The sequence below is a fragment of the Paenibacillus sp. BGI2013 genome, from assembly GCF_002843485.1.
Lineage (GTDB): Bacteria > Bacillota > Bacilli > Paenibacillales > Paenibacillaceae > Paenibacillus > Paenibacillus amylolyticus.
Genome location: NZ_PJFA01000014.1, coordinates 114,349 through 132,645, shown reverse-complemented (window position 1 = coordinate 132,645; position 18,297 = coordinate 114,349). Strand labels below are relative to the sequence as shown.

The following is an 18,297-nucleotide window of genomic DNA, read 5'->3' as shown; positions in this document are numbered from 1 at the left end:
ATAGTTGGGGTACAACATTTTTCAGGGAGGCTAAACTTAAATGAATAAAATTACATTTCTCGGTGCAGGCAGCACCGTCTTTGTTAAAAATGTATTGGGTGATGTCATGATGACCGAAGCACTGCAGGATTTTGAACTGGCATTGTTCGATATCGCTGCTGAACGTTTGAGCGATTCAGAGCGTTTGCTGACCAGTCTGGCCCGTTCACTCGGAAGTCGTTGCGTTGTAAACGTATATCATGACCGCAAAGAAGCACTGCGCGGGGCCAAATATGTCATCAACGCCATCCAGGTCGGTGGATATGATCCATGTACCATTACGGACTTCGAGATTCCGAAGAAATACGGACTGCGTCAAACGATTGCAGATACACTCGGTATCGGCGGAATTTTCCGTAATCTTCGTACGATTCCGGTCATGCTGGATTTTGCCCGAGATATGCAGGAAGTATGTCCAGATGCGTGGTTCCTGAACTATACCAACCCAATGGCCGTGCTTACCAACGTCATGAACGTACATGGTGGGATCAAAACCGTAGGATTGTGTCATAGTGTGCAGGTATGTGTACCACATCTGTTTGATGCACTGGGGATCGATCAGACGGGTGTCGTAGCCAAAATTGCAGGCATCAACCACATGGCATGGCTGCTCGAAGTCACAAAAGACGGGCAGGATCTGTACCCCGAGATTAAACGTCTGGCGAAAGAAAAACAGAAGGAACAGCATGACGACATGGTTCGTTATGAACTGATGCAGCGTTTTGGCTATTATGTAACGGAATCCTCCGAGCACAATGCTGAGTACCACCCTTACTTCATCAAACGGAATTACCCGGAGTTGATTGAACGCTTCAACATTCCATTGGATGAGTATCCACGCCGCTGTGTGAACCAGATTGAAGGCTGGAAAGAAATGCGTACCAAGCTGTTTGCCAGCGAAAATATTGAACATACCCGCAGCCGTGAATACGCATCGCATATTATCGAAGCGATGGAGACGAATAACCCGTACAAAATTGGCGGAAACGTTATGAACAACGGACTGATCACCAACCTGCCTCGCGAGGCTTGTGTTGAGGTACCTTGTTTGGTGGATGGATCAGGAATCAGCCCTACGTACATTGGGGATCTGCCTCCACAACTCGCGGCATTGAACCGGACAAACATCAACACGCAACTGCTAACAATTGAAGCGGCAATCACTGGAAAAAAAGAACATATCTATCACGCCGCCATGCTTGATCCACATACAGCTGCGGAGCTGTCTATCGATGACATCGTAGCGATGTGCGATGAGTTGATTGAGGCTCACGGCGACTGGTTGCCAAAATACACGTCATAATACAAAAGCACCGTTTCCTTTGCAGCTAAAGGGGACGGTGTATTGTTCGTTCTATAGCGCTCACCCGCCGAAGCGTACATCACATCATTTATAAGAAACGCCCCGCTCCATTAAACCTTATTCTGCAGGAAGCAAAAAGCGATAACCAATGCCAGGCTCCGTTTGAATATATCGGGGATTCGTCGGATCTTCCTTTAATTTTTTACGCAGATGTCCCACATATACCCGAAGATAATGGCTGTCGGACTCATGATGATGCCCTCCCCATACTTGCTGCAAAAGCTGACGCTGGGTGATGATCTTCCCCGCATTCGAGGCGAGCACCTTCAGCATCTCATATTCCGTCGGGGTTAATTTGACCAAAGTCCCCTCCAGTTCGACCTGCCTTTGGGCCAGGTCAACCGTTAGTGATCCGAAGCGCAGTATTGGCTCATCCGTCGTTTTGGCTACATGACGCAGCGCCACCCGAATACGGGCGACCAACTCACCCATTCCAAATGGTTTGGTCACATAATCATCTGCACCACCATCCAACGCGGCAATTTTGTCTCCCTCCTGATCCTTCGCTGTCAGCACAATAATCGGCACTTGTGACCATTCGCGAATCCGGCGAAGGACCTCCATGCCAGACATGCCTGGTAAACCAAGATCAAGGATGATCAGGTCCGGATGTACAATACTGGCCTGAATAACGCCCTCTTCGCCATCCCCACACTCGTGGAGTTCGAATTGGTGTGCCTGAAGGGTGACCTTGAGCAATTTGCGAATCTGCGGCTCATCATCGATCACCAGTATGCGAGCCCCTAGTGGTGCGTTCATGTTATTCTTCAACCTCTCCTTGTTCTGAATAGGGAAACCGTGGTCCGTGAGCCTCCATGGGGATATCTATGCGCATTCTCGTTCCCCCGCCCGAATTCGGCTCTGCTACTATGGTACCTCCGTGGACTTCCACAATGCCTTTGCAGATCGCCAGACCAAGCCCCGTTCCTGTGACATGCTGAGTAGACTCCGAGCGATAGAACTTATCAAATATACGCAATCTTTCCGCTTCCGGTATACCGATGCCTTGATCAGCAACCATGATCGTCAATTGATTCGGACTTCTATCATTCGCCACAATGATGACAATCTGGGTCTCGTCGGGCGAATATTTGATGGCGTTGCTGACGATATTGACCAGTACCTGCTCCAGCAATACTTCATCTCCGTAAATGAAGGCCGGATCATCAGGCAGTTCAACTTGAATGTTACGATGCGGACTGAATTCCCGAACCTGTGTCAGTACAACGCTGATCATGTCCCCCACTTCACACCATTTCCGATTCAGTTGCAACATGCCGCTCTCCAGCCGAACCATACCCAGCAGATTCGTGACGAGACGATTCATACGCAAAGCTCCATCCCGAATGTTGCCTGTTAATTCTCTCCGATCCTCGGGTGTAAAAAGTATATCATTCTCCAACAATCCCGTAGCCGAGCCGATAATGGCGGTTAGGGGAGTACGCAATTCATGGGAGACAGAATCCAGCAGTGCTGTGCGTATGCGCTCCGATTCAGCAGTGATCTGCGCCAATCGGGCCTCTTCCGCCAGCTTCACTCGGGCAATGGCACCTGCGGCCAGTCCTCCGCATGCTTCCAGCAAACGAAGCTGTTCTTGCTGTTCTTGCTGCTCATGAACCTCACCAACGTCCATGCTCACAGCGAGCACGCCATGAATCTGCTCCTCTGTGCGTAGCGGCACGTAAAGTCCGGGAGATTCCCGTAAAGCGGATGATCCCTTACCTGCGATCTGTCCGTGATTATACACCCATTTGGCAATGGCAATCTCCGACTCTCCATCTCCCCAGCCATCCTTTTCCCCTTCTGATGCGGGTGCAGAAGAGCTTGTAACCAGCAGATCCCCCTGCCCATCCGGAAGATAAACAGCTGCTGGTTTGCCCAAGGTGAGCGAAACCTGGGTTGCAATGTTAACCAGCAACGTATTCAGATCCGTAATGGCTGTCATCTGACGACTCAATGCGTATAGGGAGTTAGTCGTGGCCTCGCGTGCTTTTACCATCTCCAACTGTTGTCGCAATCGACCTGCAAGACTGGCTGTCAGGATCGCCACCGCAAGATATACAACAAAGGAGATGAGATATCTCAAATCCTCAACCGTAAAGCTCAAATATGGCGGGACAAAAAAGAAGTCAAACATAATGACGCTAAAACTCGCGGCATATACAGCTGGCCCCATTCCCCAATACACGGCACTCACCAGGACGGGAAACAGATATATAAGCGCTACATTAACCAAATCACCACTCATGCCGATGGCATGAAGCAGTAAAGTTAGCAGCGTCACCCCGAGGGTCACCCATACATATGCCGGAACCCGTTTCCCGTGGGCTGCCTGCGTTTCTTTTTTTATTTGTTCAGACAATATCCATTCACATCCCGCTCAGTTCATAATCATAATCTGCAACGATTAATACATCCAGATGCCGCGACAAGCGTACAAGTCGGTTGACCACCGACCCTGAGCCGCGATAGCCATTCAGCCACCACACCCGTCTTGCCTGCCCGACCACCAGCTGGGTTGCTCTTGCCTTCGATGCCTTTCTTGCCAAAATCTCAGGTACATCGCGCAGTCTTGGACTGTGATGAATATGAAATTGACCACCAAGCCGAATTGTCAGCTGCTCCAACGCTTCCAGATGGCACTTCACTTCGTCACTCATGGACTCACCGATGTGGATATGATGTACATGCCAGATGGCTTTTAGACGATAAGCCATGCGGAATCCGCGCCGGATCAGCCGCTCGGCATGACGATCACTGCTTACACATACAAAGACCGCTTCCTGTCTGCGCCAAGGTCCTCGAAGTGCAATTTTGGCCTGCTGTGTTTCAAGCCGTTCATCGACATCGTCCGCCAGTTCGCGCAGGGCAAGTTCTCGCAAGGCAATCAGATTGCCAATTTTGAAGAAATTCGCAAGGGCTTGCTCGACCTTGGCAGTTGCATAGATTTTACCCTCCCTCATGCGCTGCCGCAAGGCTTGGGGTGCGACATCAATCAGCTGCACCTCATCCGCCATCTGAATGATCCGATCGGGTACGGTCTCGCGGACACGAACACCTGTAATATGTTCAACGGCATCATTCAGGCTCTCGAGATGTTGTACATTCATTGTAGTAATCACCGAGATGCCTGCATTCAGCAGGAACAGAACATCTTCATAACGCTTTTGCCGAACACTCCCGGGTACATTCGTATGCGCCAGTTCATCCACAAGCACCACTTCTGGGCAAAGATGCAGAATAGCCTCTGTGTCCATCTCTTCCAGATGCGCCCCCTGATAAACGCGTTGCGCGCGAGGGATCACAGACAGGTGGCCCATCTGCTCCACGGTTTCCGCCCGCCCATGGGTCTCCAGCAAGCCGATCTGCACATCGATGCCCTTGCGGAGCAAATCATTGCCTTCCCGCAGCATCATGTAGGTTTTGCCTACACCTGGTGCAGCTCCGATATATATTTTGAATGTGCCGCGCTGAATCTGACCAATCTGTTCCTTCATTTCCTGCTCGCTTAGTCTGCGGTATGTCAGATACTCCACATCGTTAACTTTAGCCGGAACCACACGTTCACCCTCCCGGGCCGCTCGATCAGCAACCAGAAACAGATCGACACCACGTAATCTGCGTAACAGCGAGTTAACAACGGACCCTTGCAACAGTTCCTGCCAGCGTGTACGCCGGGAGTGTCCCATCACAATCCGGGTAATCTGGTGCTCCATGGCGTAACGCGCCAGCGTAGACGGGATGTTACGACGGTTTAATATAGACAGCTCCTCCATATGGCCGCCAAACTTCTCTACCAACTTGATCATATTACGCCGAAATACGATTGCCTCCTTGGTTAATGGATGCTTCATATTCCGGAAAACAACGGCGCACAAATCACCATTCAGCCGTTTGGCAATCTGTTGCCCACGCCGGATATAGATGGAGCCATTCCAATGATATTGCGTGGACACCAGAATCCGTTCCATGATGCCTGTTGTGACGGTAATTCCCATCTCCTCCCGATGCTCACGCAGGGATTCATTCACCCCTTCTGCAACCAATCTCAGGGCCAGTTCGCGCAGAATACCCAGATTGCCTTGACGAAAAACTGCTTCTCCCTCATGCCCCTTCAGATGACCTTCTGCCAGACGGCTCAGTATGGTTTCTGGTGTGACGTCTATCAGCTTCACTTCATCCGCAAGCTCCAATGTATCGGCAGGCACCGTATATTCTGCTGCGATCCCCGTAAGTTGTCGTGCCAGCTCTGTATAGCCTTCCAGCTCATACACATTCACCGTTGTCATGACACTGATGTTGTTTCGGAGCAAAAACTGAATATCCTCCAGCCGGGTAGCATACCGAGCACCTTCTCTGTTGCGATGTGCCAAACCATCCACCAGCACAACCTCCGGATTACGTGCCAATAGTGCATCCAAGTTCAGATCCTTCATCTCTACATCATCACTCTCGCGTAACCAGTGAATGCTTGGAATCCGTTCGAGTGCGCCAAGCTGCTCTACCGTTTCCGGTCTGCGCATCGTGGACACGGCACAGATGACCACATCAATGCCTTGTTGGCGCAACGTGTTCCCTTCCCGCAACATGTGATACGTTTTGCCCGATCCGCTGACTGGGCCGATGTAAATTTTGAGGGTACCCTGCTGCAGCTTCGTAATCATCTTCAACATCTCTTCCGGTGACTTGCGCTTGAAGCTGTCTTCCATCCGTCCCACTCCCCCTTTCCTTTAAAAATATGAAGAAAAAATGGAGAAAGCCCCTCCCGATATATCGAGAGCAGGCTAATATATTCGTTAATTCAGTTCTGCTGTCAGCGCCATATTCAGAGCCGTTACATTCACACGCGGTTCCCCGAATATACCCATTTGCCGACCTTGCATATGCTCATTTACAAGTTGCACAAGCTTCTGTTCACTAAGCCCTGTAGCTTTGCTAATGCGTGGGATCTGTGCCTCAGCGGCTTCGGGAGAGAGATCCGGGTCAAGTCCAGAGCCTGAACCCGTCACAAGATCAGCAGGGATCTGCTTCAATCCCGGATTTTCCTGCCTAAGCTGAGCAATCTTTTCTTTCATCTCGCCGATATACTCCTCCGAGACTACAGCGCGATTGGAACCGGCTGAAGCCGTTGGATCATAATTGGCATTTGATGCCCGGGGCTGGAACAGCCCCGGCGATTGGATTTCCTGCGCCAGCAGGGACGAGCCGATGATTTTCTCGTTTTGCGTAATCAGACTGCCATTCGCCTGCGCAGGAAAGAGAAGCTGGGCTACACCAGTCGTTACAAGCGGGTAGATTAGGCCGCATATCAGCATAAGCACAACGGATAACCGTACGGCGGGCAAGAACATGTTCATACAGATCACTTCCTGAATTCATTAGGATAGAAGGACAATTTTGATAAGCGTTGTTATCTCGTTAAAGAATCCTCGACAGAACCATATCAATCAGCTTAATGCCGATAAAAGGTACAATCACGCCACCTACGCCATAGATGAACACATTGCGGCCAAGCAACCTTTCGGCTGACATCGCCCGATACTTAACCCCTTTCATCGCGATGGGAATAAGCAGCGGAATAATAATGGCGTTGAAGATCAGCGCCGACAGGATCGCGGACTGCGGTGAAGCCAGATTCATAATGTTCAGTGCCTGAAGTTGTGGCATGGCGAGAATAAACATGGCTGGAATGATGGCAAAATATTTCGCGATATCATTGGATATCGAAAAAGTTGTGAGTGCGCCGCGTGTAATCAGCAGCTGCTTGCCAATGGAGACTACCGACAATAATTTGGTCGGGTCGGAGTCCAAATCAATCATGTTGGCCGCTTCTTTGGCCGCCATGGTGCCCGAATTCATCGCCAGGCCCACATCGGCCTGCGCAAGAGCAGGAGCATCGTTGGTACCGTCGCCCGTCATGGCGACGAGCTTGCCCTCCTGCTGCTCTTTTTTGATCGCCGCAATCTTGTCCTCGGGCTTCGCTTCGGCAATAAAATCATCCACACCCGCTTCCAGCGCTATGGTCGCTGCGGTCAGCGGATTGTCGCCTGTACACATAATGGTCTTAATGCCCATGGCGCGCATCTCAGCGAACTTCTCTTTCAGCCCTGGCTTCACAGTGTCTTTCAGATATATCACACCATAGATTCGTTCATCGATGGCCACAGCAAGTGGCGTGCCCCCGGCCTTCGCAATGCGATTTGCAATCTCATCCAGATCACCAGGTATGCGGCCTCCTTCGGAAGCAATATGACGTTTGATCGCATCTACCGCACCTTTGCGGATCTTCATTCCGCTACTCAGGTTCAGACCGGACATCCGGGTCTCTGCCGTGAACTCCACATTTTCCGCATTTGCATACTCCGTCTCAGCCCAGCTCTGGCCTTGTTTGCCTGCCAGTTCCACAACAGAACGTCCTTCCGGGGTCTCATCTCGCACAGAAGCCTGTAAAGCAGCTTGCGTCATCTCTGACAAAGTAATTCCCTGAACGGGAATAAACTCAGATGCCATGCGGTTTCCGTATGTGATCGTTCCTGTTTTGTCCAGAATCAGCGTGTCGATATCCCCAGCTGCTTCCACCGCTTTACCTGACATAGCGAGCACATTGAACTGTGTAACACGGTCCATCCCGGCAATACCAATGGCGGATAACAATCCACCAATTGTGGTTGGGATCAAGCAGACGAGCAGTGCGATCAATGTCGCCAGATCCAGTCGAATACCCAGGTAATTCGCCATCGGAACCATCGATAGAATGACTATTAGAAAGATCAGAGTTAATACGGCGAGCAGGGTTGTCAGCGCTATTTCGTTTGGTGTTTTCTGGCGCTGTGCACCCTCAACCAGAGAGATCATCCGGTCAAGGAATGACTCACCTGGATCGGTCTGAACACGCATGACGATGTAATCGGACACGACGCGGGTACCTCCGGTAACCGAGGAGAAATCGCCTCCTGCCTCCTTGATTACCGGGGCGGATTCTCCCGTAATGGCCGATTCATCAATGGAGGCCAAGCCTTCCATAATCTCACCGTCTGTCGGAATCAGTTCACCGACTTCCACACGGACCATATCACCTTTTTTCAACTGGGTCGAAGACACTTGCCGGATTGTTCCATCCTTCTGCACCAGATTGGCCAGGGTGTCCGACTTCGTCTTACGTAACGTATCCGCCTGAGCCTTACCTCTACCTTCTGCAAGTGCCTCCGCGAAGTTAGCAAACAGCAGCGTGAACAACAAAATGAAAAACACGGCAATGTTGTACCCGCGCCCACCCTCGGATGCGGTGAACAGATCGGGGTTGATGCATAATAAGAGCGTAATGAATGTACCCACCTCGACAATAAACATGACCGGATTTTTGATCATGACCACCGGATTCAGCTTCTTGAACGCATCGAGTGAAGCCTGAAGTATCATATCCTTGTTTAACGACCGTTTCGATCCGGGATCACGTTGAATATTACCGCGGTTGTTATCTGGCTCATTGCCCTTCGTTCTAAACATTTCTGTATCCATGTGTTGCATCCTCTTCTTTCGTTCGACTGCATTCATCGTGTACTGCCACCTCCATACGTTACATCCTTGTGCTGATCCATCTGTCGTATCCCTCATTGAATCATCGCCAGATGCTCTGCAATCGGTCCAAGAGCAAGCGACGGGAAGAATGTGAGTGCACCGACTACAATGATCATCATGACCAAAATGCCAGCAAACAGAGGTGTGTGTGTCCGCAACGTGCCCGTAGTTACAGGCACAACCCGTTTGGTGGCCAGTGAACCCGCAATAGCCAGCATGGCGATCATCGAAACGTACCTTCCCAGCAGCATAACGATACCAATTGCGATGTTGTAAAAGTCTGTATTGGCATTCAGTCCGGCAAAGGCCGATCCATTATTGGCTGCACCCGAGGCAAAAGCATAGAGAACTTCAGTCAGGCCATGCATGCCCCCGTTCGAGATGGACGCAATAGCTTCAGGCCGCATAAGCGCGATTGCCGTTGGCACCAGAATAATCAAAGGATGAATGAGCAAGGCGATGGATGCGAGCTTCACTTCTTTGCCCTCGATTTTTTTGCCCAGAAACTCAGGTGTCCGTCCCACCATTAATCCACAGATAAACACAGCCAGAATCACATACAGCAGTCCGTTGATCAGCCCTACCCCTTTTCCCCCAAACACGTTATTGAGCATCATCTGAGCCAGTGACACCAGACCTCCAAGCGGAGTGAGCGACTCGTGCATATTGTTGACTGAACCTGTTGTAGCCGCCGTCGTGACCGCTGTGAATAAGGCCGACTCCGGTATGCCGAACCTAACCTCTTTCCCCTCCATATTGCCTTGAAGACCTACTACATCCAGCGCGGGTACACCGCGATATTCGGAGACAAATACGGTGGTCAACATCACTAGGAAAAGAAAACTCATCGCCGCGAACAATGCCCAACCCTGCTTCCGGTTATTGACCATCAAACCGAAGGCGTATACCAGTGCCGTTGGCAGCAACATCATACAGACAATATGCACCAGATTGCTCAGGGCCGTCGGATTCTCGAATGGATGTGCAGCATTGGTTCCAAACCAGCCGCCACCATTCGTTCCGATGTGTTTGATCGACTCCAGTGAGGCGACCAGTCCACGTGAGATCGTCTGCTGCGCGCCTTCCAGCGTGGTTGCGTTCACCGCTCCCGCGAGTGTCTGAGGCACCCCCTGGAACACGAGGAACAAGGCCACGATGAAGCTCAGCGGTAAAAAAATTCTCGTAATCGACCGTACAAGGTCGACGTAAAAGTTCCCCAGTTCATCCCGGCGGCCTATCAGCCCGCGAATGAACGCAATAGCCACTGCAAATCCCGTTGCTGCCGACGTAAACATCGGAAACGTCACGGCCAGCATCTGTGACAGATACGACAAGGCGTTCTCGCCCGTATACGACTGCCAGTTCGTGTTGGTCATGAAGGATACGGCCGTATTAAATGCCTGCGCCGCTGGCATATTGCCGATGCCATCCGGATTGAGCGGTAAATATTTTTGCAGCCGTAGCACCAGAAACATCAACACCAACATTACAAAGTTGGAGAGGAGAACAGCCGTGAGGTACTTTTTCCACCCCATGGATTCGTTCTCGCGTACTCCCATTACTCGATAGAACAGTCGCTCCGGTCCGCCAAAAATCCGATCCAACCCCGTTCGCTGTCCATCAAACACGTTCACTATATATTTTCCCACCGGTTTCACCAGCAGCAGGATGATAAGCAGCGTCACCGCTACTTGCACTACACCGATACCCATATCCGCATTTCCTCCCTATTCGACGTTCACTTGTTCGTGCATTACGCACATTGTCAGCATCAGAATTTCTCCGGCTTCACCAGCACATAACCGAGATATATCACCAGTGCGAGCACAATCATACCGATGACGATCATTTGGCATCCCCCTCTCTACCCTCAAGCCTTCTCGCAGAATTTCACGAATCCCCAAAACACCGCAAACAGCAGCACAACCAATCCAATCATCGTGGCATCATTCACCATGCGCCCTTCCTCCCTCTCTCTACCGTTCTCTGCACCTGCTACATGTAAAATCGTAATATGAAACGCTGTAAAAAAGGGGTAAAGAAATGCCTACATGGGTGTAAAAAAAACGTAAAAAAGACCCGCTCTCCTCAGCAATGGGCTGAAAAGAACGGGTCTATCATCATTTTATACGGAGCAATCCATTACGTGCCAATCTATTACCTACCCGTCATTTCAAGAGCTACGTGTAGGCATTTCCCTAACATTTTGAATACTAGTTTCAGGCTTGTTCGTCATGTACTTGTTAAAAAAGTCGGTGTTTATTCCTGTCATATGATGAAAGAAGGAAGTTTCCACTTTCCAATCCTCCTCAATCATATAGCGGATATCCACAAGACCTTTATTGGAAAGCAGATCAATAATGGTTTTAATTCGCATCGGCTTTTGAAGTGGAATCTCCCTGTCGAAAGGCTCCTTTTCCAGATATCCTCTTCGGTGCATCGCCGCATAGAAATTACGATGATCCTTAGCTTCCATCATTCCTAGATGTGCTGCTCTGTATCCCAGCACTTGTAGGGAAGTCTTCCATTTATTTTTCAAATCAAGATATTGATCGGGATTCGTCTTATAAGTGATTTCATTCATGTCCGATGAAAACTCTTCTTCGGGCAATAAAAATGCACCCGCAAACAGATTAGCTTCATTTTCAATCAATTTGTGTTCTTTTCGGTCCAGATTGACAAATTCAAGACGATAATGAAGCAACAAATGACCAAGTTCATGTGCAATATCAAAATTCCTACGAACCGCAGAACGTTTGATGTTGCCCAGTATGATAAACGGACGATCATTTCGTGTCCAAAGACTGTACGCATCAATTTCTTCACCAATCGCTTTTTCAAAAACATATACACCACTTTTTTCGATCCGGAACATCAGGTTCTCATTCGTGGATGGCTCCATATTCAGCCGTTGTCTCGCAAGATGGGCAACATAATGGATCTGGGTCGTACGATCATCGTCTGTATGGTTCATATACTCAATTGCCTCTTCCCGCAATTGGATAATATTCAGTGTGGGAAGGCTGATCTGAGCGGTAATATAATTAATGAACGTGTCCAGATATTCTACATGCTTTGCTTCTGTCTGTGTCTTGGATATCACATTCATCACTTTCGAACGATAGGCAATGTTCATAACATCAATGTTGGCTGCGTTATTACGCTGTGTAAGCATATCTTTCGTATAAAAATACTTGCTTTTTACACTGAAAATGCGTTTCAACTCATTCACAATTGGCACCTTCGGAGAGGTATAAGCATTTTCATATTGCCAGACTGCTTGTTCTGTCACACCTAATTGTTCAGAGAGCTGTTTTCTCGAATACCCATGCATGATCCGCAAATTGGTCAAATTTTCACCAACGAACATGCTACTCCCTCCTTACTGAACGACACAGGGAATCACCCCCGCTGTTCTCCTTCCAAAATTTCAATATCATAAGCTGCCGGATCAACGATATCTTCCACATCAGGCGTAAGCGCCTCCCGTTCACTATCATCCAGTTCAGCACCAGAGATGAGGTCTGATAAATCTTCTATAAAATAAGCGATATTATCATGCGGATTAGGCAGATAATGCTGAACCTTCGAAATTTGGTATGCATCATCAATAGCATAAGTGAGTATATGAAACTCATTATATGTAGATGCAAGATGTTCAAGTTCTTCTTTCACACGGCTGACCTGACTCTCTGAGATTGGAAAAGAAAGTTGCTCAACCCTCTCCAACTCACCATGTTCATTACGGCGTGGTTGAATCAAAGAAAATTCCAGATCGTTATTAATCTTGGAGAGATCGTGTAAATAGGTACGGAAAGCACCTTTGTTGTCAACGCCCGTAGGTAGCTTGGCACTGGAAAAACTATTCTCATTAAAGTAGGCTGCGTTCTTTATCAGAAACAGAACTTTTGATTCTTCATGTGTGAACTGGAGATAATCCCATGTTAAACCTGCTTTGGATTTCTTGTGAGTGAATCCTTGTTCACCGCAATAATCTGCGATTTTGCTCTCAATAAAATTTCCCTTTGTCCAGGCAAAGGCTGAACTAATCTTCATGTTTCTCTTCCGATCTTTACGGTGATCAATATATTCGCGGTATCCTTCAACAATAGCATCAACAAGCATCTGACTATGTTCCGACTTGAACTTATATTGTTCCATATAGATCACTCCGATTCATAAATATGAAGACAAGTTATATTTTAATCGAAGTTCGTGTGCAAAGATATGATTTTTTTTGATATTTTTAAAGTAAACCTATCTCATACACTTCATCCAAATGGATTCTCTGCCCACTGCAATAATCTCTTCTTCGTGATTTTGCCATGGGAGGTATGATGGACGACTTTTCCCTGATCGAGCAGAAGCACCTGTGGTGACTCATGATGAACCTCGGTCTCTTCCGCAATGTAGCGGGATAACGAACGGTTTTCAATCACTTTGACGATGCGGTAGTCCATAGGTTGTTTGGGATCTGATGCATGGGTGCCTACAAACGCCATAAACTCTCTGTACGCTCTCGCACTGGTCGGACAAGTTGTGCTGTGTTTTAGGATAAGCACCGGATGATCCTGCGAGCGATGAAGCGCGTCTTCCCAGTCATCAGGTTTATGCAATTCACGGACATGTTCGCTGAGCATATGTTCCGAGTCTGACCCTGCACGTTTGCTAACCACCGAACCGATCACAATGCCAAGCGCCAAGCCAAAAGCAATCCCGAGTCCAAGTTGCTTTGTAGCCGTACCAATGCTGACTCCCATAGCCGTTCCTATAGCAAGCCATACGGCTTGATGATTTACTTTTTTCTTCATGCAGATCTTCCCTTCCTGAAATATATATATCAAAGGCATCTTCCCACCATATATTCTGATCAAATTATAGCATAGGCCTCTGTGAGCAGGCGTTGATAATATTCATCTCCGAGTACAGATTTCAGTGATTGGATTTATGCAAAATGCTCATTTGTGATACACTGGTTGTAATTTGGAAACGATGAACATGAAGAATGGATTGGAAGGGCGGAAATTCCATATGACATACGCATTTATGATTGAACCGCAGGATTTTATTGCGCTGGATAACGAAGATGAGCTGATTGAGAAATGTCAGGAGTGGGGCCTGCTTTCTGGTAAAGCGACCAAACTCAAAACGTTCTATTATAAAGGAAACGGATTAAACATGCCGTGCACCATCATTGGATATGTGGATCACATGGCAGCTGTTATTCAACTGGATAATGGACAAAAACATTGTATTCACCCGTCTTATCTGAAGGAAATGCAAGCGTCCAGTTACAGCGCCAGAAGCATAAGTAATGCCGGATCAGATCGAAGCACAGAATCGGCAACTTCGGATACAATCGCACCAGTCGCTGCTGATGTTACGCCAACTCCAGATGCCCTGGTTAACCCGGATGAAATTCCGCCGGATCTGGATGATTCGGACGACACGGACACAGATGAATTCTCCTCGGGGATGAAGGGTGATCCGGATGGGCTCGTAGAAGAGTATGTTGGACCTCAGTCTGGGACAGCCAGTGAAGCCAAACCCAAAGCCAAAACAGCGAGCAAAGCTAAGAGCGTCAAGATTGATCTGCCCGAAGGTAAAGTGAAGATGAGTGCCGTTGTCAAAGAGTTCACCACCGTACCGAATCACTTCTCTGACAATGACGATGAAGTCATCATCTATGAAGCAGTTACCATTACGGAGCCAGACGTCATTGATGTTGGGGAAGCCTGGTCAAGCCACAGTGCCACCGTTAAGAAACAGGAACTGGAAGTGGGCGACGTTATCACGTTTGAAGCGAAAATTATTAAGAAGAAGCTGACACGTAACCCGGTTCCCTATAAAATCAACAATCCTTCCAAGATTCAGAAGGAAGACTAATCAAGGAAGATTAATCACGAGTCATTACAAAAAAAGCAAAAAAACCTCCACAACTACTCAAAGCAGATTGCGGAGGTTTTTGCCATTTGAAGTTTATATTAGTGAAGAGTACACTCTTAAGCTTGTCCCGGCGTAGCACTGATCTGAAACTGTACGCCAAACTTATCGACAACCGAACCGTAGGCTGGACTCCAGAACGTTTCTTGTATCGGCATTTTCACTTCGCCACCGTCTTGCAACTGGTTGAAAATCGCTTTGGCTTCATCCGCCGTATCCGTGTTCACCGTAACCGTAACATGATTACCTACAGTGTACGGCATGCCTGGAAACGTATCAGACAACATTAATACCGAGCTGCCAATTTGCAAAGAAGCATGCATAATACGGTCTTTCGCTTCTGGTGGGATGGGGTGATTCGGGTCAGATGGACCGTCGCCAAATGTTTGAAGCGCGAGCACTTCGGCTCCAAATGCCTTTTGATAAAAATCTACCGCTTCACGTCCATTACCGTCTGTAACCAGATACACATTCAAGCTGATCGACATGCGTTCTTCATCTCCTTGGGCTCTTGTAATTATACGATTCACGCCACTTGCGACATGAGTATATATGAACAGGTTGTCCTTTGACAAGCGTATATTTCTGCGCTCATCTCTGCGGACCTTTACACGATTAGGGTTACCAACATATTCTTAATCCATCCCTCTCTCCACTACTTCTTACGCTTGCGTATATAGTAGAGAGCAGTGATCAGAACACCCGGAACCAGTGCTGCAAAACTGGCATAGATCAGACACCATTTCAACAGGGTACATATCGGAGTGAGTTCAGCAAGCACAGGCGTACGTTCAGGATAACGATGCATGATCAGGGACGCACCTATATTTTCAAGCATGTCTATAGCCCAACCTAAGACCGGAATCAGATTCACCCAACGCCAGCGACTTTTTACCGGAAGCACACGATAGAGTATCGATAACAGAACAACTAAGAGGAACAGATAGGCTAAGGGCCATATGAGATCAAATGTGAACCGTGCCTGAATATAGGCGCTCCGCCCTGCTTCACCATACTGCTCAGCCATCTGATAAAGATCATCCGCAGTGTACAGAAAAGAGGAATCCGGGGACTGTCCACCACCTGTGGCCTCCTCCGACTTTGCCGCCTGCCAGGGCAGAATAAATGCAATGAAACAGGCAAAAACAACAACCGCAGCTGCAACCCATTTCCAATTCACCCGCTGATAGAACCAACCTGACACTTTATTCAGCACGTTCCGTCCCCTTTCCGATAAAAAAAAGACCACTCTCCCGAATCCTGTCGGTAAAATGGTTGTGTTCAATCCTATGAAGTTATCGAGCTTGAACGATGTTATCTATTTCACTTTTCAATAAGAGGTATCGGTGAACACTTCTCATGATCGGGACCTTCGTTAGTTTGTTCTTGTCCACGTACAGTTTCATCTGGTCTTTGGTCAAACCAAGCAAACTTCCAGCTTCCGATACCGTCAATACTACCTCGGGGTTCGTAGCATTAAACGTCCTCTTTACTTTCTGATTCCAGTCCTCGAATACCTGCATAGATCAGTGACATCTCCTATCCATAGCCAGTTATTATCAGGCTGAATATATCCAGTATACCACACTTGTGCTGCTCGTAACTTAATCCTTGCGCAGAACCATATTCTGATAGGCATATTTCCTGCTTGACCCTGACGTTAACTCGAGGGTTTATACTGGCTTCAGGAGGGGATTAGCATGAGTATGTCACCTGAACATGTAACCAAGAAACGACGCAGCAGTGGAATAGCCATTATTGGAATGAGTTGGTTGACGATGACATTGGGTCTGTTTTTTGCTACACTCGCAGGGGAGTTTGTCAGCACTATTGTTGCTGGTGAATGGATGGTTCATCTCATCCAAGCTGTTGTAATTATTAGTATCGTATTGCCCGTACTACTCGTCATTCGAAGGCACTTCCATATGAAGTCCGTTCTTCTTCCTCTGACAGGAAAAAGCATAATTCACTTGCTCTTTGGCGCATTATTTGCCACTTCCCTGGCCTTCATCGGGTTAGCGATAGCCAGTATGAACAACTGGATTACGATTACGGAGTGGCACTTCTCAGCCGAGTTCTTGCTTGCTGTTGCACTTAATAGTTGTATTGCTTTCTTGTACGAAGCTTTGCCAGAGGAACTATCCATGCGAGGCATGGTCTATGATGGATTACGCTTCAGACTGCGACTTCCTGTGTTTTTCGCTTATGTAACTCAAATCATACTCTTTCTGCTGGTTCCGATGAGTGTCAGCCTATTGCAAGAGCTCGTCGGTATGGATGCCGGAAACCGGATAACCTTGGATTATATGATCCTGCTATTGACCTATGGTATCACGTTACAGCTTCTGCGCAGTTTGACCGGATCTTTATGGGCCTCCATCGGATTTCATATCGCTTACCTGGAGGTAGCCAGATTCGTTGTTATGCCAGGTGATAGACCAGCATTGTTAAACTATACCGCGCAAGATAACGGGTTGGCCGAAATATTTATTTTGTATATGATGATAATCTTCGTCGGTGGGATCATTCTGGCGGTGCTCAATGCATGGCGCTGGTGGAGAATACATAAATCATGAGGGAGGGTTCTGCCTGTTGTATACCGTTGGACAACTATCCAAACATACCGGAGTATCCATCCGAACACTGCATTATTATGAAAAGCTGGGTTTACTGCGACCGGCCCGTAATGAGAACAATCAGTATCGATTATATGGTGAAAAGGATATTTTACGGCTTCAGCAGATTACCATTTTGAAGAAAATGCATTTTAAATTGAATGAGATTGGAGAATTCCTCGATCAGGATGCTGCTCGCTCTGAACCAGAGAGTACCCTTACTTTATGGAATAATACGTTGGAACAACAACTGGCCGTCGTTAAGGAACAGCAGGAGAGATTAAGCAAGGTCGAGCATCTTCTTTTTTCAACCCTATATGCCATCAGAGCATCTGGTACAATCAGTCTGGATGAAATGTTGGGTTTCATCCGTGAACTGGATCAGCCTCCGGGCAAGTTCCGACAAGATGTTTTTACACCTGAAGAAATGGAATCGTTACCTCTGAATAATCAGAACAATTCAATATCCATGGAATGGGCTGATATTCTTAAAGATGTCCATACATGCAAGATGGAACCTCCGGATTCCGAAGCCTCACGGTTACTGGCCATTCGAATCTCTGATTATGCTGAAAGGGCTTTTCAAGGGAATGCAGAATTGGCAGAAAAATATTGGGATTATATCACCCCAGAGGATGATCAGTCAGCTCGTGTATATGGTATGACAACGGATACCATGCGTTACATCGAAATGATCCTGGATCGATGGGCAGTCCAGAATCCTGATGATCAACAATAAGAGCCACTTCGAAAAGTGGC

At 47.9% G+C, this 18,297-nt stretch carries 17 protein-coding genes; 4 read left to right on the top strand and 13 right to left on the bottom strand.

Annotated elements, in window-relative coordinates; all coding sequences use genetic code 11:
• Positions 1–40: 40 nt before the first annotated feature.
• On the top strand, positions 41–1,342 hold the full coding sequence (gene melA / locus CXK86_RS26390) for an alpha-glucosidase/alpha-galactosidase (protein WP_076254199.1): 1,302 nt from the start codon (positions 41–43) through the stop codon (positions 1,340–1,342).
• A 117-nt stretch (positions 1,343–1,459) separates the two neighbouring features.
• On the opposite strand, the gene CXK86_RS26385 is transcribed toward melA, so the two are convergent.
• From CXK86_RS26385 to ytxJ, 10 genes are all read right to left on the bottom strand, one after another.
• On the bottom strand, positions 1,460–2,161 hold the full coding sequence (locus tag CXK86_RS26385) for a response regulator (protein WP_076254201.1): 702 nt from the start codon (positions 2,159–2,161) through the stop codon (positions 1,460–1,462).
• Position 2,162: 1 nt separating this feature from the next.
• Positions 2,163–3,764 (bottom strand): ATP-binding protein, encoded by a 1,602-nt coding sequence (locus tag CXK86_RS26380; protein WP_257468214.1) that lies wholly within the window; start codon positions 3,762–3,764, stop codon positions 2,163–2,165.
• A gap of 7 nt (positions 3,765–3,771) precedes the next feature.
• A complete protein-coding gene (locus CXK86_RS26375) occupies positions 3,772–6,111 on the bottom strand; it encodes a histidine kinase (RefSeq protein WP_076254206.1) in 2,340 nt (779 codons plus the stop codon).
• Between the two features lie 87 nt (positions 6,112–6,198).
• A complete protein-coding gene (gene kdpC, locus CXK86_RS26370; protein WP_076254208.1) occupies positions 6,199–6,759 on the bottom strand; it encodes a potassium-transporting ATPase subunit KdpC in 561 nt (186 codons plus the stop codon).
• Positions 6,760–6,820: 61 nt separating this feature from the next.
• Positions 6,821–8,821 carry a potassium-transporting ATPase subunit KdpB gene (gene kdpB, locus CXK86_RS26365; RefSeq protein WP_218640809.1) on the bottom strand — a complete coding sequence of 667 codons (2,001 nt, stop codon included), beginning with the start codon at positions 8,819–8,821 and terminating at the stop codon, positions 6,821–6,823.
• A gap of 191 nt (positions 8,822–9,012) precedes the next feature.
• Positions 9,013–10,692, bottom strand: a complete 1,680-nt coding sequence (kdpA, locus tag CXK86_RS26360) for a potassium-transporting ATPase subunit KdpA (RefSeq protein ID WP_076254213.1) — start codon at positions 10,690–10,692, stop codon at positions 9,013–9,015.
• 59 nt (positions 10,693–10,751) lie between these two features.
• Positions 10,752–10,814 carry a potassium-transporting ATPase subunit F gene (locus CXK86_RS33080; RefSeq protein ID WP_353884092.1) on the bottom strand — a complete coding sequence of 21 codons (63 nt, stop codon included), beginning with the start codon at positions 10,812–10,814 and terminating at the stop codon, positions 10,752–10,754.
• Between the two features lie 339 nt (positions 10,815–11,153).
• Positions 11,154–12,350 carry a spr1629 family repressor/antitoxin gene (locus CXK86_RS26350; protein WP_076254215.1) on the bottom strand — a complete coding sequence of 399 codons (1,197 nt, stop codon included), beginning with the start codon at positions 12,348–12,350 and terminating at the stop codon, positions 11,154–11,156.
• Positions 12,351–12,382: 32 nt separating this feature from the next.
• Positions 12,383–13,141, bottom strand: a complete 759-nt coding sequence (locus CXK86_RS26345; protein WP_017691175.1) for a spr1630 family ClpXP-sensitive toxin — start codon at positions 13,139–13,141, stop codon at positions 12,383–12,385.
• Between the two features lie 110 nt (positions 13,142–13,251).
• Positions 13,252–13,791, bottom strand: a complete 540-nt coding sequence (gene ytxJ, locus CXK86_RS26340) for a bacillithiol system redox-active protein YtxJ (protein ID WP_256720198.1) — start codon at positions 13,789–13,791, stop codon at positions 13,252–13,254.
• Between the two features lie 220 nt (positions 13,792–14,011).
• Between ytxJ and CXK86_RS26335 the strand changes: the two genes are divergently transcribed.
• Positions 14,012–14,866, top strand: coding sequence for a hypothetical protein (locus CXK86_RS26335; RefSeq protein ID WP_076254324.1), 855 nt, complete (start codon positions 14,012–14,014; stop codon positions 14,864–14,866).
• Between the two features lie 116 nt (positions 14,867–14,982).
• Here the strand turns inward: CXK86_RS26335 and CXK86_RS26330 are convergent, their stop codons facing one another.
• The 3 genes from CXK86_RS26330 to CXK86_RS26320 all read right to left on the bottom strand — a co-directional run bounded on the left by CXK86_RS26330 (position 14,983) and on the right by CXK86_RS26320 (position 16,446).
• Entirely contained in the window at positions 14,983–15,411 is a 429-nt protein-coding gene (locus tag CXK86_RS26330) for a VOC family protein (RefSeq protein ID WP_047841503.1), read from the bottom strand.
• 167 nt (positions 15,412–15,578) lie between these two features.
• Positions 15,579–16,139 carry a hypothetical protein gene (locus CXK86_RS26325; RefSeq protein WP_076254218.1) on the bottom strand — a complete coding sequence of 187 codons (561 nt, stop codon included), beginning with the start codon at positions 16,137–16,139 and terminating at the stop codon, positions 15,579–15,581.
• Between the two features lie 79 nt (positions 16,140–16,218).
• Positions 16,219–16,446 (bottom strand): hypothetical protein, encoded by a 228-nt coding sequence (locus CXK86_RS26320; RefSeq protein WP_017691180.1) that lies wholly within the window; start codon positions 16,444–16,446, stop codon positions 16,219–16,221.
• Positions 16,447–16,623: 177 nt separating this feature from the next.
• On the opposite strand from CXK86_RS26320, the gene CXK86_RS26315 reads away from it, so the two are divergent.
• Complete coding sequence (locus CXK86_RS26315) at positions 16,624–17,499, top strand: CPBP family glutamic-type intramembrane protease (protein ID WP_047841502.1); 876 nt, start codon at positions 16,624–16,626, stop codon at positions 17,497–17,499.
• Between the two features lie 16 nt (positions 17,500–17,515).
• The gene (locus CXK86_RS26310; protein ID WP_076254220.1) at positions 17,516–18,277 is read left to right on the top strand and encodes a MerR family transcriptional regulator; all 762 of its coding nucleotides are present in this window, start codon (positions 17,516–17,518) and stop codon (positions 18,275–18,277) included.
• Positions 18,278–18,297 lie beyond the last annotated feature (20 nt).

Excerpts from the sequence above, each read along its gene's own strand:
- melA (WP_076254199.1), top strand. The coding sequence starts at position 41 with ATGAATAAAATTACATTTCTCGGTGCAGGCAGCACCGTCTTTGTTAAA.
- CXK86_RS26385 (WP_076254201.1), bottom strand. The coding sequence starts at position 2,161 with ATGAACGCACCACTAGGGGCTCGCATACTGGTGATCGATGATGAGCCG.
- CXK86_RS26375 (WP_076254206.1), bottom strand. The coding sequence starts at position 6,111 with ATGGAAGACAGCTTCAAGCGCAAGTCACCGGAAGAGATGTTGAAGATG.
- kdpC (WP_076254208.1), bottom strand. The coding sequence starts at position 6,759 with ATGAACATGTTCTTGCCCGCCGTACGGTTATCCGTTGTGCTTATGCTG.
- kdpB (WP_218640809.1), bottom strand. The coding sequence starts at position 8,821 with ATGATACTTCAGGCTTCACTCGATGCGTTCAAGAAGCTGAATCCGGTG.
- kdpA (WP_076254213.1), bottom strand. The coding sequence starts at position 10,692 with ATGGGTATCGGTGTAGTGCAAGTAGCGGTGACGCTGCTTATCATCCTG.
- CXK86_RS26350 (WP_076254215.1), bottom strand. The coding sequence starts at position 12,350 with ATGTTCGTTGGTGAAAATTTGACCAATTTGCGGATCATGCATGGGTAT.
- CXK86_RS26345 (WP_017691175.1), bottom strand. The coding sequence starts at position 13,141 with ATGGAACAATATAAGTTCAAGTCGGAACATAGTCAGATGCTTGTTGAT.
- ytxJ (WP_256720198.1), bottom strand. The coding sequence starts at position 13,791 with ATGAAGAAAAAAGTAAATCATCAAGCCGTATGGCTTGCTATAGGAACG.
- CXK86_RS26335 (WP_076254324.1), top strand. The coding sequence starts at position 14,012 with ATGACATACGCATTTATGATTGAACCGCAGGATTTTATTGCGCTGGAT.
- CXK86_RS26330 (WP_047841503.1), bottom strand. The coding sequence starts at position 15,411 with ATGTCGATCAGCTTGAATGTGTATCTGGTTACAGACGGTAATGGACGT.
- CXK86_RS26320 (WP_017691180.1), bottom strand. The coding sequence starts at position 16,446 with ATGCAGGTATTCGAGGACTGGAATCAGAAAGTAAAGAGGACGTTTAAT.
- CXK86_RS26315 (WP_047841502.1), top strand. The coding sequence starts at position 16,624 with ATGAGTATGTCACCTGAACATGTAACCAAGAAACGACGCAGCAGTGGA.